At 46.4% G+C, this 16,211-nt stretch carries 15 protein-coding genes and 1 pseudogene; 13 read left to right on the plus strand and 3 right to left on the minus strand.

The genetic code is table 11. The features are described from left to right. The first annotated feature begins 70 nt into the window (after positions 1–70). The gene (locus tag ASL14_RS25650; protein ID WP_134914658.1) at positions 71–1,033 is read left to right on the plus strand and encodes a tyrosine-type recombinase/integrase; all 963 of its coding nucleotides are present in this window, start codon (positions 71–73) and stop codon (positions 1,031–1,033) included. Between the two features lie 321 nt (positions 1,034–1,354). On the opposite strand, the gene ASL14_RS25655 is transcribed toward ASL14_RS25650, so the two are convergent. Beyond that, positions 1,355–1,804 carry a DinB family protein gene (locus tag ASL14_RS25655; RefSeq protein ID WP_223264405.1) on the minus strand — a complete coding sequence of 150 codons (450 nt, stop codon included), beginning with the start codon at positions 1,802–1,804 and terminating at the stop codon, positions 1,355–1,357. Between the two features lie 397 nt (positions 1,805–2,201). Then, the gene (locus ASL14_RS25660) at positions 2,202–4,160 is read right to left on the minus strand and encodes an endonuclease MutS2 (protein WP_134914659.1); all 1,959 of its coding nucleotides are present in this window, start codon (positions 4,158–4,160) and stop codon (positions 2,202–2,204) included. 719 nt (positions 4,161–4,879) lie between these two features. Here ASL14_RS25660 and ASL14_RS25665 point away from each other — a divergent pair. The 4 genes and pseudogenes from ASL14_RS25665 (at position 4,880) to ASL14_RS25680 (ending at position 8,011) form a co-directional block, all read left to right on the plus strand. Then, positions 4,880–5,713, plus strand: coding sequence for a helix-turn-helix domain-containing protein (locus tag ASL14_RS25665; RefSeq protein WP_134914660.1), 834 nt, complete (start codon positions 4,880–4,882; stop codon positions 5,711–5,713). 49 nt (positions 5,714–5,762) lie between these two features. Beyond that, positions 5,763–6,398 (plus strand): ABC transporter transmembrane domain-containing protein, encoded by a 636-nt coding sequence (locus ASL14_RS25670; protein WP_442953279.1) that lies wholly within the window; start codon positions 5,763–5,765, stop codon positions 6,396–6,398. Further along, positions 6,332–6,820 (plus strand): annotated as a pseudogene (locus ASL14_RS25675) (ATP-binding cassette domain-containing protein); the annotation flags it as partial. The gene ASL14_RS25670 and the pseudogene ASL14_RS25675, both read left to right, overlap by 67 nt. 87 nt (positions 6,821–6,907) lie before the next feature. Further along, positions 6,908–8,011, plus strand: coding sequence for a DUF3900 domain-containing protein (locus tag ASL14_RS25680; protein ID WP_134914661.1), 1,104 nt, complete (start codon positions 6,908–6,910; stop codon positions 8,009–8,011). A gap of 115 nt (positions 8,012–8,126) precedes the next feature. Here the strand turns inward: ASL14_RS25680 and ASL14_RS25685 are convergent, their stop codons facing one another. Further along, complete coding sequence (locus ASL14_RS25685) at positions 8,127–9,056, minus strand: L-lactate dehydrogenase (protein ID WP_134914662.1); 930 nt, start codon at positions 9,054–9,056, stop codon at positions 8,127–8,129. Between the two features lie 229 nt (positions 9,057–9,285). Between ASL14_RS25685 and ASL14_RS25690 the strand changes: the two genes are divergently transcribed. The 8 genes from ASL14_RS25690 to gerQ all read left to right on the plus strand — a co-directional run bounded on the left by ASL14_RS25690 (position 9,286) and on the right by gerQ (position 16,080). After that, entirely contained in the window at positions 9,286–10,677 is a 1,392-nt protein-coding gene (locus ASL14_RS25690) for a branched-chain amino acid transporter BcaP (protein ID WP_134914663.1), read from the plus strand. Positions 10,678–10,843: 166 nt separating this feature from the next. Next, on the plus strand, positions 10,844–12,094 hold the full coding sequence (locus ASL14_RS25695; RefSeq protein WP_134914664.1) for a WD40/YVTN/BNR-like repeat-containing protein: 1,251 nt from the start codon (positions 10,844–10,846) through the stop codon (positions 12,092–12,094). Between the two features lie 212 nt (positions 12,095–12,306). Beyond that, positions 12,307–13,263, plus strand: coding sequence for an IS30 family transposase (locus ASL14_RS25700; protein WP_134913242.1), 957 nt, complete (start codon positions 12,307–12,309; stop codon positions 13,261–13,263). Positions 13,264–13,377: 114 nt separating this feature from the next. Continuing rightward, positions 13,378–13,560, plus strand: a complete 183-nt coding sequence (locus ASL14_RS25705) for a hypothetical protein (RefSeq protein ID WP_025684293.1) — start codon at positions 13,378–13,380, stop codon at positions 13,558–13,560. Positions 13,561–13,748: 188 nt separating this feature from the next. Then, entirely contained in the window at positions 13,749–14,144 is a 396-nt protein-coding gene (locus ASL14_RS25710; RefSeq protein WP_014281575.1) for a DUF2500 domain-containing protein, read from the plus strand. Positions 14,145–14,276: 132 nt separating this feature from the next. Next, positions 14,277–15,026: an SDR family NAD(P)-dependent oxidoreductase gene (locus tag ASL14_RS25715; protein WP_134914665.1), complete on the plus strand. Its 750-nt coding sequence runs from the start codon at positions 14,277–14,279 to the stop codon at positions 15,024–15,026. Between the two features lie 126 nt (positions 15,027–15,152). After that, positions 15,153–15,575, plus strand: a complete 423-nt coding sequence (locus ASL14_RS25720) for a cell wall hydrolase (RefSeq protein WP_134914666.1) — start codon at positions 15,153–15,155, stop codon at positions 15,573–15,575. 52 nt (positions 15,576–15,627) lie between these two features. Then, on the plus strand, positions 15,628–16,080 hold the full coding sequence (gene gerQ, locus ASL14_RS25725) for a spore coat protein GerQ (RefSeq protein WP_134914667.1): 453 nt from the start codon (positions 15,628–15,630) through the stop codon (positions 16,078–16,080). Positions 16,081–16,211: the final 131 nt, after the last annotated feature.

The following is a 16,211-nucleotide window of genomic DNA, read 5'->3' on the forward strand; positions in this document are numbered from 1 at the left end:
GATAAAAAGTAGGCGAAAATGGACGTTTTACAGTATATTGGGAAGATGAATCGGAGCGGAGGGAATCGGGATGAAAAAAGGGGGACGGCAAATGGAGCCGAATATGATAGATGATATTGATGAAGTATATGCTGAGGAGCTGGAAGCTTTTTTGATCTGGATGAAGGATGCGGGATATACGCTACATACACAAAAAAACTATACAGGGGATGTGAAGCAGTTTTTGCGCACACTCCGTGAAAAGCCGCTTGATCAGGTGAAGAAAATTCATGTGATGTCGTATCTGTCTAAAGCACGGGAAGGTGGAGCAGGAGATAGTACACGGAACCGAAAGCATGCAGCGGTGAGTAGCTTTTACAAAGCGTTGCAGGAATTTGAATTGTGCAGCACGAATCCGGCATCCGGAATTAAAAAAGCAAAGACCGAAAAGAATCGTATGCCCGTCTATTTGGATGAAAAGGAAATTCAGCCGTTTTTGCTCGCAGTGAAGGGTAAATATGCAAATCGCAACATGGCAATTTTTCTGCTCATGGTATATATGGGATTACGGGTGGGAGAGGTTCATTCTTTGAATGTCTCGGATTTTAGCAGAGAACGGCGCACACTAGATGTGTTTGGTAAAGGGCGCAAGTGGCGTACACTTCCTGTGCCTGAGGCTGTGTGTGATATTGTGGAACGTGCGTTGGAGGAAAGATTAACGCCGTGGAGGGGGAAGGAGGACGCGATGTTCGTGTCGCAAAAAGGCCGACGTTTGGCGGTGCGCTCTATTCAGCAGATTGCTACGGAAACGTTCGAACGATTCCAGCAGGATAAGAGTGCGGAACGTCGGGTATCTTACTCCAGTCACAAGCTACGCCATACGTTTGCAACGATGCTTTTGCGTAAGGGTGCCGATCTGCGTACTGTACAGGAACTGCTGGGACACTCATCCATCCAGACGACCACGGTATATACGCATGTCACAGATCGGGAAAAAGAAAAAGCGATGGACAAGCTGGATATTCAGGTACCTATGATGGAATTAAAGAGGTAGGGGCTAACAAGAAAAAAAGGGGAATAAAGTGTTCAATACTGAAAAGTAAAATATTATAGGAATATGATAAACACATTAGGGAGAGTGAAAAGATTAAGTTTACATAATAATTATTATGTAAACTCATTAGAGTGAAATCCAATTTCATAACTTCATATCAACGAAAAATACCAACATATTATATTCGTTTTAACGATTATATAAGCTTAACTAAAAATGTAATTGGAAAACGGAGTAGGCGGAATGGTGCTGTACAAGCGAAGCACCATCCGTCTTGCGAAGTGGCACGATAGGTAACTTTTAAGTTCAGCTTATATAGCTTTACTTTTGATTAATTTGCTCTAAATGATGCCGCATATGTTGAATATAATCGTCAACCAACCACCCTAATGTTTCAGTAGTCTGTTCGTCCTTTTGAAACTCTTTTTCAAAATCGAGAGTTGTACAGGAGTTTAATACATTTATAATTTGCTTATTTAATAGTTTCCATAGGTGAATGACATCCACGTGAGTAAACTCTTCCTGATATTGATTAGCAGCAACCCAATCATTTTGCGCGTACGATTCTATTTTAACAGGGGATGTTGAATGCTTGATCATTATAAATCTTCGATGATTGTTAGAGGCTGAGTCGCATAGATGCCCTAGTATTTCTTTTTTAGACCATTTCTCCGGGTTCGGTTTGGCATTAAACTCATGTTCTGAGATTGAAAGGAATTCTTTTTCTTGATTTTCGATGAGCCTAGTGAGTTCTTCAATAGCACTTTTCAATGGTTAGGCCTCCTTGTTTTAGCAATCTTGATAATATAAAACATACCATAACCCGGAATAAGGTGGAAAGCAATAGTGCGTAGCGTTTTAACAGAGATCAATTAGAAACCAAGAGGTATATATATGATAGGGTTTTGGAGTATTTATCAGTTCTCAAAATAACGGAAGCAGATTAAGTTAACATAATATTTATTATGTTAACTTAATCTGCTTTGCCAATTCTAATTATAAATTTTGAATGACTATATTAGCTGAGCTGAAAAATGTACATGGAAAACGGAGTAGATGGAATGGTGTTGTACAAGCGAAGCGCTATGGGAAACACCATATGTCTGCGCAGTTGCACTGTAGGTAACTTTTAAGTTCAGCTTATATAGAGTTGAATCTACAATTGTTTTTACACTTTATCTTCCGGAGGAGATTCAATCATCAGGCCTTCGATATGCTTCCGGCCTAGAAGTTTCCGTTTTTTGCGGTTTTCCTTAGTTTCCAAAACGATGTCCAGATCATAGTCGTCGGGATACAACTCGGTAGCTGCAATATGAAGAACAAGCCTCTTTTTGTTTATGGTCAGCTTTTGTCCTTGGATCAAAACCCCGACATTGCCTCGTTCATCTTCGGTTTTGTACACAATTCCAGTCCGGTTCAGGTAGGCTACGTAAACACTGTCACCAAGGGCAAACGGCTTAGGTTCGGCAGTGTGTTCTTGTTTCACCTGTTTTGTGGCTGTATGCTTTAAAGACGCTCTTTTAGGAGAGAGTTCACTTGTGTTCTGCTTTACATCATCAGAAGCTGGGGGAATCATAAATGATTCCTGTGTATTTTGAGACGTCCTACCCGAAGAAATAGCCTGAGAACGGTCAATAATGCGATTCCACATCCCCAGCTTCAAGGCAATCGCGTATGCGTAGCTTTCCCCGGCCTCGCCGATCCGAAGACGATACAAGGGTTGCAGCGTTTCGGTATCAAACTCCATACGAGCATTTTGGAATCCCGGTGTATTTTTAGCAAAATGCTTAATTTCGCTAAAGTGGGTAGTAGCCACTACGGTTGCCCGGCGGCGGTGGAATTCTTCCAGCAGCGCGATAGAAAGGCCTACGCCTTCGCCCGGATCGGTTCCAGATGCCATTTCGTCAATCAGGATCAGAGTGGAGTTGCCTGTCGTTTCCAAAATACCGATCATGTTACGGATATGTGCAGAAAAGGTGCTTAAGGCATGCTCGATGCTTTGTCCGTCTCCGATATCTACCTCAATTTCCTCAAATACAGCCATTCGGCTGCCTTCTGAAACAGGTACCAGCAATCCGGACTGCACCATCAGGGTTAACAGGCCGACACTTTTGAGAGCCATCGTTTTTCCACCTGTATTGGGTCCGGTAATGATGAGTGAGGAGTAGCCTTCACCGATTGAGAAATCAAGTGGAACCATGGAATTTCCCATCAACGGGTGACGTGCCCCTCGAATGTCTATAATTCCGTCAAGGTTAAGCTCGACAGGCACAGCATCCATCGTCAAGGCATATTTGGCTTTGGCTAATAAAAAGTCGAGTATGCCTACCGTCTCTGTGTTGATGCTCAGCTCCCGGTTATATGACTCAGCAAGTGCCGTCAGATCTCCCAGCACTTTCATTTCTTCTTTGGATTCTTCGGCCATGTTCGCACTCTGATCGAATTGCAGACTTACGATCTCGGCAGGCTCGATGTAAACCGTTTGACCACTACCTGATTCATCCAGCACGTTGCCTTTTACCTGTTTGCGAAACTCTTTTTTGATCGGAAGCACGTAACGGCCACCGCGCTGACTGACCATATTTTCCTGCATGATGGATCGGTGACGGCTGGTGAGAGAATCGAGTTTCCTTTTGATTCGTTCTTCCGTGACCGCTATTTTTTTGCGGATTTTAGCCAGTTCTTTACTGGCGGTGTCCGTCACTTTTCCTGAATAAATACATCTTTCAATTTCAGACAGAAGGGGTTCCATACCATACATGGAAGAAGCATAGGCACTGACGCTTGGAGAGGCATTCGACTTGGAGCCCATATATTTTATCAGTTGAATGCAACTTCTGATAAATTGGGCAATGTGAGAAAAATCCCGCTCGCTGAACAAATATCCGGTTCCCAGTAAGTGAAGTATGTGTTCCATCCCTTCCAGCGAGGGAACGGGAACACTTGCACCGTGGCGAATGAGCTGCAAGGCTTCGGTCGCTTCGTCAAGTCTGGTCTTGATCGTACGGATGTCTGTAATTGGTTGCATAGAAGCGGCATGCCGCTTACCAAGGTAAGAAAAAGCACATTCGGAAACTCTTGTTTTGATCCGGTCGTATTCCAAACGCTGCATTGTGGTTTCATTCATGAATAAATCTCTCCTTTAGTGTGTGATTTTAGGATTGTTTAGAGCCTTCTCTGTGAAATAAAAAAAGGGCGGAGAATGAACAAATCGTTCATTCTCCGCCCTGAAGGAAAGAGGGAATTTATCGTCAAATAAGCCTATAATCCAGCTTTTGCAGCTCCAATTTATGTGTCCCCAAATCATCCATGAGTAAACCAATTTGTAAGCTAATTAGTCCATGAATAGGAGGTGTATAAAGGAAGTTCACAAAATCTGAAAACAAAAAAACCGCGCTGAACACAGCACGGAATAAGGCCTAGAAGAAAATAATCCCTGAGGCGATTTATGATATCCGCATGTTCTTAACTAATGTCAGGGTAAAAACACAGTATCAAACAAACCTGTCCCCGGAGGACACAAGCGCCTGAATGGTCTTCCCTGAATATGAAGTTGCTTAGTTAAGAACGTTCACCGACATCAAAATCTCTCCCTTGATTACAGATATATCCACACTATACGATCAGTCAGCACCGAAGTCAAGTTTATTCTAAAAACAACAAATAAGTTACGTAATATATATTATGTTAACTTAAAAAATTCCAAACACTATGAAAGAAATTTTTTATCTTTCAAATGAGAATGATAATCATTATACTTGTAATCAAGAATGAAACGCGTATGCACTGCGAATCCAGCTAAAGGGGGAAACGAATTACTACAATGAAATAGTCGATGCCAACTCTATGAGCCATGAACAAGACCCCATTCAGGCGTCCGCGAAACATGAGCATATTTATCATATACCTGAGCAATGGGGAGAGGGTGTGCATCGAACGCATTTTTTGCGCAAAGGTTTCGAGCTTTCACATAGTCAAATGCTGTTTCATGAGCCAGTCCAAATTGCAAGAAGGTTTGACACCCCGTATCTGGAGTTGGCTTTGAACCTGGATTATTCGGCTAGCTGGTCCGTCGATGGTTTCCGTTCAGATCGTGAACATGGAGGGCATGTGCAGCTCATTTATATGAACGAAGTGAAGATCCAAGCGGAAATGCCGGGGAATAAAGCAATGAACCATATTGAGCTGCGTTTTAATCCTTCGTTATGGGGTGAGCTTTTACAGGAACTGAGTATCCGTCAGGAACAATCGTTCGCTTGTATGGAAACAGTGATTACGCCTGGTATGCGAGCGATTGCTCAGGAACTGTCGATTCATCCTTATCAGGGCATGACCCGGCAGCTTTTTCTGGAGAGCAAGGCACTGGAGCTGATGGCCCTTTTTCTGCAAGAAACACGCAATGCTCCGCCTAAATCGACCATGACGATCAAACCCAATGATATACAGTGTATTCACGAGGCGAAAGATATTTTGCTTCGTACGCTGGTTCAGCCTCCGAGTCTGATTCGGCTGGCACAGATGGTACATATTAATGAACAAAAGCTCAAAAACGGCTTCAAGGAGCTATTCGGCACAACGGTATTTGGCTTTGTACGCGAACAAAGATTGGAAAGAGCCAAACAACTGCTGGAAAACGAGCAGATCACCGTCAGTGAAGCGTCAGCGATGGGCCGTTTATGATTCGATGGGGCTGATCGCGCTCGCAGGTTTATTGGCCAGCCTTATTACGATGTACATCGGTGGACTCATCTCTTCTATTGCAGCCTTCCGTATTTTATTCGGTCTGCGAGTCAAGCTGTCAGCGCATATCGGCAAGCTGCCGTTAGGCTGGCTTAATGGTACCTCCACGGGTGCTGTCAAAAAGACACTGGAGCAGAACGTGGAAAAAGTAGAGACATTTGTCGCTCACCAACTGCCGGATCTGGTGCAGGTCATCGTGACGGCGGCGGTGATGATTGTCGCTATGTTTAGCTTGAACGTTTGGCTGGCACTTGCTTGTGTTGTGCCCATTTTGCTCGCTTTTACTGTCCAGATGACGTTGATAGGCGGCTCCAAAACGCGGGATAACGTCAGAGAATATTACAATTCACTGGAGCGTCTGAACGGATCGGCTGTGCAATATGTACGGGGTATGCCTGCGATTAAGGTATTTGGGCAGACAGTGCATTCGTTCCGTAAGTTTTACTCCGATATGGTGCATTACCGTGAGTATTGCGTAAAATTCACCGACCAATTTCAAACCGGCTTTCTCGTATTTAAGGTGATTATTAGCTCATTCGCCGCTTTTGTCCTGCCTGTGCGCTTGTTAATTTCGCCGAGTTTCGTTATCACGAGCAGGCAGGGGAGCGTATCGTCCAGTTGCTGAACGAGCCTGTCATGCCCGGTGATCAGATGCCTTCGCAAAGGCATGATATCGAGCTGAGACACGTAAGCTTCCGCTATGGCGAGCAACCTGTACTTGAGGATGTAAGTATGCGCAAGGTATCCAAGGTGTTCCAGGATGTGTATCTTTTTCAGGATACGATTGGAAATAATATTCGACTCGGTAAAAGTGATGCGACGCAGGAAGAGATCGAAGCTGCCGCTCGTCAAGCTTGCTGTCACGATTTTATCTCCAAGCTGCCGAATGGGTATGACACCTGGGTAGGTCAGGGCGGCAGTACGTTGTCAGGTGGGGAAAAGCAACGGATTTCCATCGCACGAGCCATTCTCAAGGATTCTCCGATCGTATTGCTGGATGAGGCTACGTCTTCGCTTGATCCTGAGAATGAAAAATATATATCTGAACGGTGAGGACTTGAATCCGATGTACGTTTTAAATCCATAGTGATATAATTACGCGTACATGCCTGAAAAGGAGCGTATGGAACGCAAATGAACTTTCAAGTGGACTTTTTATCTTTTTTTGTAATTCAGGTGGACGGAAAAGAAGGACAAGGCGGTAAGTCCTACAAGCATTACGCTACGATGGATGACTATGATTATGACGAAAGCGATGTTAAAAAATTTCTGGACGGGGAATTTGCCCGCATTAGCAAGCGGAAGGTCGAGAAAAATCCGAGCACAGAGCAGGCACCGACCAAAATTGGCCGCTTTATCGTCGAACCAGAGCATGAACTGAGCAGTAATCCCAATTTCAATATGTTCGCCCGGCTGCGGGCAGCAGAAGATAAGGAAGATTTTAAAAATGCCTGCGACGATCTGGTGCGGATGTATCTGGATACGAGCGCGGTACGCGGCGGAGCGCTGATCATTGTACAGGCTACCTTGAATACACACTCCGATGATCCCTTTATTTTTGTACTCAAATGTGATTTTGAACCTAAAATTGCCCGGATTACCGAAAGCAGTCTGGTCAGTGAGGTCGAAATGGCCATTTCAGCCCGTAATATGAAATCTATCATGTATCCTTACATGCTGGAGGAGGGGATGAACGATGAGTGGGAGCTTAAAATTCACCAGTCTTCGCATGCCCGGTATTTTGAGGATTTTCTGAAATTTGTGACCTATGAGCAATCCATGCCAGAAATCGTCAATGAGCATGTCATGGGCTTCGTCCAGAACTATGTAGAGACGAAATGGCCGGATTCTTCCAATGAGGAAAGACAGCAAGAGGAACGTGATCTGGAGCTGTGGGCTGCCAGTGAAAAACGGGATTTGCAAGGGAAATGGGAACCCCTTCAGGTCGTAGAGGCTGCGCAGCATATTGTTGAGCTAAAGCCGGAAATTGAAGTTCGCTTCAAGCTGGATGATACGGCTGTACGTGGACTGCTGTCCGACTTTGGGGCCAAGCTGCATATTACGAAGCTGCACGATAGATACGCGCTTATCATTGAAGGCGACGCATTTACATTTGAAAAAGGCTTTTCACCGATTGAGCTGCTTCAACCTGAATCGTTCGAAACGGTGGCTGAGCGGCTGAAAGAGAAACGCTTGCAAGAAGACGAATTTGCCGATGGCGATACGCCGCCTTGGTAATCTGAGTAAACTGTTTACGATAAGCTGAACTCTTATATGACATAATCAAAGGGCCTCTCAACGGTATTTTCGCCGCTGTGGAGGCCCTTTTTGTCTACAATTTCAGTTTGTTCATCTACAAGTTGAGTTTACTGATTTGATCTTTCAGCTTGTCCGCAGATTGGTGTAGCCCTTGACGTTCCTTGTCATTCAGTGGAAGATCCAAAATTTCACGTACCCCGTTGTGATCTACGATACTCGGAACACCCAGATAAACGTCAGACACTCCGTTATAATCTTCCAGCAAGGTGGACACATTAAGTACCGACCCTTCGTCTCCCAGAATGGCGGCTACGATCCGGTCGAGAGCCAGCCCGATGGCGTAAGAAGTCGCGCCTTTGGCATCTATAATTTCATAGGCTGCATTTTTGGTGCTTTCAAAAATCTCATTTTTCGTTTCTTCGCCCAGCTCCAATGGAGTTCCTGCGATGTTGGCCGTGCTCCATACAGGCAGTTCGGAGTCGCCATGTTCTCCAATAATATGGGCGTGGATGCTGCGAGGGTCAATGCCCTTTTGCTTACCAATCAAATAACGGAAGCGTGCGCTGTCCAGCAGCGTTCCCGAACCGATAACTCTGCTCGAAGGCCAGCCACTACGTTTCCAGGAAATGTAGGAGAGAATGTCCACTGGATTGGTTGCGATCAGCAAAATGCCGTGTGTGTTTACCTTGACGATATTATCAATAATGCTTTCAAAAATTTCGGCATTACGCTTGAGCAGATCAATGCGTGTTTCTCCCGGTTTTTGTGATGCGCCCGCTGTAACAATGACGATATCCGCATCACGGCAGTCTTCATAATCACCTGCCCACACTTTGACACCGCCGAGAAAGGGAAGCCCGTGGTTCATATCGAGCATTTCCCCCTGCGCCTTTTTGACGTTTACATCGATAAAGACAAGTTCTGACATGCGTTGGCGTAGCAGGAGGGTGTAACCGGTCGTTGTACCGACCGCTCCCATGCCGACAATGGCCACTCTGCTTCGTTTGTAAGGTTTTAAGCTCATAAAATCCTCATCTCCTTCTCGGGTTGAATACCTTTTCAATTTTAATAATACAAAATTTATCTTTCCAACTTAGTTTACCGTATATGTGCCCTCCACTGCAAAGAAATATGACATTTCTCCTTGACTTCAAACAGGGACTCGCCAATAATTAATCGAATGACAGAAACACACACTAAAGCGTTGCAGTAGCAATATTGGCGTAGGACATTATGGAAAGAGGAATATGATTATGGACTTATTTCGAAAAAAGACAGGGATGCTCCCGCATGGGGAAAACGGAACGACGGGTCACTTGAAGAGAACGATGGGTGCCTTCGATCTGACTATGCTGGGTGTAGGATGTATCATCGGTACCGGGATTTTTGTGATCACAGGCAAGGCAGCAGCGGAAAATGCGGGTCCTGGCCTGATGATCTCCTTTGTTATTGCAGGAATTGCCTGCGTGCTGGCAGCCTTGTGCTATGCGGAGCTTTCATCTACGGTTCCCGCTGCCGGCAGTGCTTATGCGTATAGCTATATTGTATTTGGGGAAATTCTGGCCTGGGTGCTGGGTTGGGACTTAATTCTGGAATACGGGGTGGCGGCTGCCTCTGTGAGTAGTGGCTGGTCTGCTTATTTCCAAGGCTTGCTGGCCGGCTTCGATATACATTTACCACTGGCTCTAACCGCAGCCTTCGATTCAGCCAAGGGAACCATTATTGACCTGCCTGCTGTGTGTATCATTATGTTGATCACACTGCTGCTGAGTCTTGGAGCCAAAGAAACGGTCCGATTTAATTTCATTATGGTTTGTGTCAAAGTCGGAGTCGTGCTGCTGTTTATCGGAATCGGAATTTTTTATGTTAAGCCTGCTAATTGGACACCGTTTCTCCCCTATGGTTTTTCCGGTGTTTTGAGTGCTGCGGCAATCGTATTTTTTGCTTATTTGGGCTTCGATGCCATTTCAACGGCAGCAGAGGAGGTACGTAATCCGCAACGGAATATGCCAATCGGTATTATTTCCTCGCTTGCGATTTGTACAGTGCTGTATATAGCGGTCTCGGTTGTACTTACTGGAATGGTACCTTATACGCAGCTGGGGGTAAATGATCCTGTTGCGTTTGCTTTGCGCTTTATTCATCAAGATTTTGCGGCAGGATTGATTTCTGTCGGTGCGATTGCCGGGATGACCACGGTTTTACTCGTGCTGTTGTATGGTCAGACACGGCTAATCTTTTCGATGTCCCGTGATGGTCTGTTACCGATATTTTTTTCTAAAATCAATCCCAAAACTCAAACACCCATCCGAAGTACCTGGCTGGTTGGAAGCATCATTGCATTGGCTAGTGGATTTTTTCCATTACATGCACTGACGAACCTGACGAGTATCGGAACCCTGTTCGCTTTTGCCGTTGTATCGGTTGGGGTGATCGTTCTGCGGAAGAGACGTCCGGATTTGAAAAGAGGCTTTACCGTACCTTGGGTTCCGTTGCTCCCGCTTTTGAGTGCCCTGGTTTGCGTCGGTTTGATGCTTCAGCTTCATATCAGCACGTGGATTGGATTTATCGTTTGGCTTCTGCTGGGTCTACTGATTTATTTCTTCTATGGATATCACAAAAGTTTGTTAAACCGTAAATCCTAATTTGTCTGAATTTTAAAAAGCTGGCATCCTGTACTTATGTGGAGGGTGGCCGGTTTTTTTGTATGAGTGCGCGAAAAGTGTCACTTAAGGTCGTTTATGGTATAATTCTGTTTCAGATAAGGTTGTGGCACGGGATTACCGCATGCCATCGAGGGAGGATCTTCATATGAAACTGCGCTGGCGTGCGCTCCTGGGGGGAGTATTACTGCTGACAGGTATCCTGCTGGCTGGCTGTTCTTCCGAACCCGCAGAAACCGTAACCAAACCTCCGGTTGAGGAACCGGATGACCAGGGACAAACGATAACTATTAATCCACCATTGACGCCGAAGGTGGGCGATCCCAATGCCAAATATGTAGTTCAGACACGAATAGCTGATTTCCATCTGATTGATAATACCAAAGGTTTCGTTTGGGGAGTTACTCGTAATGAGCTTCGGCTCTATTATACGCATGATGGCGGAAAGACCTGGAATAATATTTCTCCTTCCGAAAACGTTCAATTTCAAGACAAGCTTGAATATGGGAAGGATATTAGCTTTACCGATTCCCGGCATGGCTGGGTTGTCCGTCAAAATCTGGACAAAACGGCAACCGTCATCCTCAGAACCGCTGATGGGGGACAGAGCTGGGATATTTCAGCGCTCCCAAGCGGGGAGCATGTGAGCGCGATACAATATGTAAATCCGTCTACCGGATGGATTATGGCGTCTACAAACCTGAATGAGCAGGATCAACAAAAGTTGTTGTATCATACCACTGATGGAGGGGCCACATGGAAGAAGGTTGCGCAAAGTTCTGGCATGTCATCCAATGAGTCAAGCTCGGGACTGCCCGATCAGGGCAGCATGGCGGGAATGAGCTTTGATGGCAACAAGCAGGGTTTTGTTGCGATTAATCTGGATAGCAAAGTTAAGCTTTATAAGACTTCGAATCAAGGGAAGACTTGGACCCCGGTAGCCAGCAAGATGCAGGGTTGTCCTCAAGCAGAAGCCGAAGCTCCGCAGTCTTTTAAAGGAAATAGTTCCTCGTATTGGATTCCTGTTCTCTGTTATTTAGACAGCGGTACAAAGTATAGCGGACTGTTTACTGCTGATACAGGCACGCAATGGAACAATGTGTCTTTGGGGCTAAGCAGTAAAAGAAACTCCATTATTCCCGGCCGCACCTTTCTAAATGATAAGGAAGGGTGGATCATAACCCCAGCCGGAATGAGCCGAACAATGGATGGGGGCAAGACGTGGACAACCCTTACTGGCAGCAAAGTGCTGCCATCGAAGCTAAAGGATTACCCGCGATCGGTCAAGCTCCGTTTTGCTTCTTCTAAGGTAGGTTGGCTGCTTCTGGAACGATTGGATGACAAGAAATCACTGTTACTTAAAACGACGGATGGCGGTGCCAACTGGAGGATCCTATAACCTTCACCAGGGTGATTGCCCTGTGCTTTTCCCCTCGTTTTGCACGTCCTCAAAAGGTCATGCAGATCTGGGAAGAGGCACAGGGCGTTTTATTTTTGACGGATTGTAATATGAAGTGCGACACCTGCTGGAAATAAATAAAAAAGGGCCCATGGCCGGATTCGTGTAGAATGAAAGTTCCTACACCCACATTCACACAAGGAGAATCCACCATGAGCTACACACATCTTAGCATAATCGAACGAAGCAAGCTAGAAATCCTGCATCAGCAGGGGAAAAGTTCAAGAGCCATCGCTGAGGAGCTGGGGCGACATCATGCGACCATTTGCCGAGAAATCCGTCGGAATGCTGAGCTAGCGTCCTACAATGCACAGCGCTCCCAACATGCTTACGAGCAGCGCCGTAGAGCCTCTGTACCTCAAGGCAAATGGACAGAGGAACAAGCGGTAGAGCTCGAAGAGAAGTTGCATGCGACTTGGTCACCTGAGCAGATCGTGGAGCGTTTTAGAACAGAAGGCCAGCCCACCGTGTGCTGCAAAACCATCTATCGCTGGCTCTATGCAGGCCGCCTGGCCCGAGCGGACGTGAAGGTGCTACGGCACAAAGGAAAACGGCAGCAGCCCGCTGAAAAACGAGGGAAGTTTGCCGTGGGTAAGTCGATTTCCGAACGCCCCAAGGAGGTGCGTTCCCGGGACACCTTTGGACACTGGGAGCTAGATACGGTGGTGTCTGGTCGTGGGAAAAGCAAAGGCTGCGTGGCGACCTTCATTGAACGGAAAACCCGTCTGTACACCGCGGTTCAAATGCCTGATCGCACGGCATTGTCGATGGAGATTGCCTTTGGCGTAGCGGCTTCTCAGTACCCTGCTGGGGCGTTTCAAACCGCAACTGCAGATCGAGGAAAAGAATTCGCCTGTTATGCAAACCTGGAAACCACACATGACGTGCAGATCTACTTTGCTGACCCATACTCTTCCTGGCAAAGAGGGTCGAATGAGAATGCGAACGGCTTGCTTCGAGAGTGCTTTCCCAAAGGTACGGACTTTGCCCAAGTATCCGATGTGGCATTGGAGCGTTCGCTTGATTTAATCAACCATCGCCCCCGAAAATGTCTGGGGTGGAAAACCGCTCACGAATCTTTCACACAGGAACTGTCGCACTTGGCTTGACAATCCGTCTTTTAAAAAACTTAAATTTTATATGACAATATGTGAAAAAAATCACAATCTACCGGATGAGTCGCTGTTATACTGAACCTGTAAACAACGATAGGAGTGATAATCATGAGAACGAATCAGGATCATATGTTAACTCAATACTACCTTCAATTTTGTTACACTTGCCAGGATGCCTATGGTTGCACGACTGAAGAGGATTGCAAACAGTGTGCAGAGCGTTATGCGGAAACAGAAGAAAATGAAGTTCTGGATGAGACACAACGTTATCTCCAGCTTGTACATGTATAAACAGATGCGCCATTCTGATATCGCCATATGTTGAGCCTCCCGGATCATTCCGTGGGGGCTCTTGGCGTTCTTGAGGGTTGCTATCAAATTTGGGCAGGAACGTACATATACTATTACAGAAAGCTTAGGTCATGTGAGGATGCCCGGCCGTTTCCCTGTGGAATGCCTGGCGGAGAGGAGTGCGGTGCATGGGATTTGAGTCATTATGGATGTTCGATTGGCTGGGTACGGTACTGCCCGTTTTTTTCGTAGTCGTGTTGGGTATTGTCGTACTGTCTGCGGGCAAGGAAGTCATGGAATGGAGCCGGAATAAAAGGCAGCCTGTATTGACGGTTGGTTCCCGAATTACGGCCAGAAGGACGCACCTCCAACAGAGGCGGCAGGAGGAACAAGGGACTCGTACCTATACTTTCTATTATGTAACCTTCGAGGTGGAGAGTGGCGACCGGATGGAGTTCAAGGTAAGCGGGGAAGAATATGGTCAATGTGCCGAGGGAGATGAGGGACGGCTTACCTTTCAGGGTACACGGTACATCGGGTTCCAGCGTCTCAATCGCTATAGCTTGGAGCAGGTTAAAATGTAGACAGCAGCTTATTCTCTCATTCATTCATGGGCAGCCCCCTGCAATACAACAGGCCAGGGGGCTGTTCTTGTTTCTTGTGCAGCACATTTTGGTACATATATACTAGGGAAGTGTATAGAGGAGGAATAAGCCATGTCATTTGAGGGACAAGTTGTTATCGTAACAGGAGCGGCACATGGAATCGGAAGAGAGGTCGCTTTGGCCTACGCTGGCAAGGGTGCCAAGGTCGTATTTGCGGATCACAATGAGGAAAAAGGGGCAGCTGTTGCGGCTGCGGCACGGAATGAAGGACATCAGGCGATCTTTGTTCCCTGTGATGTGCGTAAGGAAGAAGATATTGTTGCGCTGATCCGTGCCACGGAAGAGGAATATGGCACCATTCATACGCTGATTAACAATGCAGGCGTGTCCAAATGGAAATCTCCGTATGATTTAACGGTTGCGGAATGGGATGACATTTTGAATACGAATGTACGCAGTTGCTTTATTGCGACACGAGAAGCGGCCAAGGTGATGAAACGCAATCCGGAAGGCGGCTCTGTGGTCAATATGACTTCAACACGGGCTTTTATGTCAGAACCGGATACAGAAGCCTATGCGGCGTCCAAAGGAGCCATTGCAGCCCTTACACACGCGATGGCCATATCACTAGAAAAGGATGGCATCCGGGTCAACTGTATTAGTCCGGGTTGGATTGAGACAGGGGATTACGGGCAACTGCGTCCTGAAGACCATCAGCAGCATCCATCCGGTCGAGTGGGAACCCCTGCCGACATCGCGCGGGCGTGCCTGTATTTAACCCAACCTGGCAACGACTTTGTTACAGGCACGAATCTGGTAGTGGACGGCGGGATGACGCGTAAAATGATTTACGAGCCGTAAGCTGCCTGAAGAGAAAGTCCCGAATTTCGGGGCTATTTTTTTATCTTTTTTTCGCTGGAGCTGTCACCCCTTGGGCATTTGTACCATACGATATGATATGTGATGGAGAAGCAAGGAGGGGACGCGATGGCTGTTATCAAAGCCAACTCAGGAGATGTGAGGACACTTGCCCGGCTCATGCGGGCTGAGGCCGAAGGAGAAGGAGAGCAGGGAATGCTCATGGTCGGTAACGTTGGTGTGAACCGGATTTTGGCCAATTGCCTGGATTTCCAGGGGATTCGCCTAATGAATGACATGGTATTCCAAAGCCCCGGCGGGTTTGAAGCCACTCAAAAAGGATACTTTTATCAGAGAGCCCGAGATCGGGACATTCGACTTGCCACACGTGTAATCAATGGAGAGAAAATACGTCCGGCATCCAATGCGTTATGGTTTTTCAGACCTTCCGGGGACTGTCCGGGTACCTGGTATAACCAGACTAACACCGGCCGTTACAAGGCCCATTGCTTCTTTAGTCCAACTGCACAGGATTGCCCTGCCGTCTATTAATGCGTAACAACATGAGTTTGTATGATTTAAAACCATTTTAGGAGGAATTAACATGATTTCACAGCAAGCTTACCGTCCTGTCTCTTATCCTGCTGGCGGCGGGTTTCCCGAATGGCCTAGGTTGGCTCCAATGGGAACCATGCAGCCCATGAGCAGCTTTCCCCCTCAAGTCAATAGTGGTAGCGCAATGTCACCGACTGGCACAGTGGTACAGACTCAGACTCCACAATATGAGCAATCTTATATTGAAAATATTTTACGCTTGAACTTGGGTAAAACAGGAACCTTCTATATGACGTATGAAAATAACCGGGAATGGAACGCGAAAATATTCAAAGGTATTCTGGAAGCGGCAGGTCGTGACCACATTATTATCAGTGATCCGTCTACCGGAAGACGCACCATTCTGTTGATGGTGAATCTGGACTATGCGACTTTTGATGAGCCGCTGCTGTACCAATATCCTGGCGTCATGGGTAATCCGGGCTCGTCTCCGGTTCGATGATGTCTTCATATATATAGTTTATCCCCCAATCCTCTGCCTTACGGCGGGGGATTTATTTTATTTACATTCTTTCTCAAATATAGTAGCTTCCCTTGTGGTAAGAGGCGGAAAATGGCGATTCCCGGTCAAAA

The organism is Paenibacillus sp. IHB B 3084, from assembly GCF_001447315.1.
Lineage (GTDB): Bacteria > Bacillota > Bacilli > Paenibacillales > Paenibacillaceae > Paenibacillus.

Coding starts and splice junctions, on each gene's coding strand:
- ASL14_RS25650 (WP_134914658.1), top strand. CDS start 71: ATGAAAAAAGGGGGACGGCAAATGGAGCCGAATATGATAGATGATATT.
- ASL14_RS25660 (WP_134914659.1), bottom strand. CDS start 4,160: ATGAATGAAACCACAATGCAGCGTTTGGAATACGACCGGATCAAAACA.
- ASL14_RS25665 (WP_134914660.1), top strand. CDS start 4,880: ATGAGCCATGAACAAGACCCCATTCAGGCGTCCGCGAAACATGAGCAT.
- ASL14_RS25670 (WP_442953279.1), top strand. CDS start 5,763: ATGTACATCGGTGGACTCATCTCTTCTATTGCAGCCTTCCGTATTTTA.
- ASL14_RS25680 (WP_134914661.1), top strand. CDS start 6,908: ATGAACTTTCAAGTGGACTTTTTATCTTTTTTTGTAATTCAGGTGGAC.
- ASL14_RS25685 (WP_134914662.1), bottom strand. CDS start 9,056: ATGAGCTTAAAACCTTACAAACGAAGCAGAGTGGCCATTGTCGGCATG.
- ASL14_RS25690 (WP_134914663.1), top strand. CDS start 9,286: ATGGACTTATTTCGAAAAAAGACAGGGATGCTCCCGCATGGGGAAAAC.
- ASL14_RS25695 (WP_134914664.1), top strand. CDS start 10,844: ATGAAACTGCGCTGGCGTGCGCTCCTGGGGGGAGTATTACTGCTGACA.
- ASL14_RS25700 (WP_134913242.1), top strand. CDS start 12,307: ATGAGCTACACACATCTTAGCATAATCGAACGAAGCAAGCTAGAAATC.
- ASL14_RS25705 (WP_025684293.1), top strand. CDS start 13,378: ATGAGAACGAATCAGGATCATATGTTAACTCAATACTACCTTCAATTT.
- ASL14_RS25710 (WP_014281575.1), top strand. CDS start 13,749: ATGGGATTTGAGTCATTATGGATGTTCGATTGGCTGGGTACGGTACTG.
- ASL14_RS25715 (WP_134914665.1), top strand. CDS start 14,277: ATGTCATTTGAGGGACAAGTTGTTATCGTAACAGGAGCGGCACATGGA.
- ASL14_RS25720 (WP_134914666.1), top strand. CDS start 15,153: ATGGCTGTTATCAAAGCCAACTCAGGAGATGTGAGGACACTTGCCCGG.
- gerQ (WP_134914667.1), top strand. CDS start 15,628: ATGATTTCACAGCAAGCTTACCGTCCTGTCTCTTATCCTGCTGGCGGC.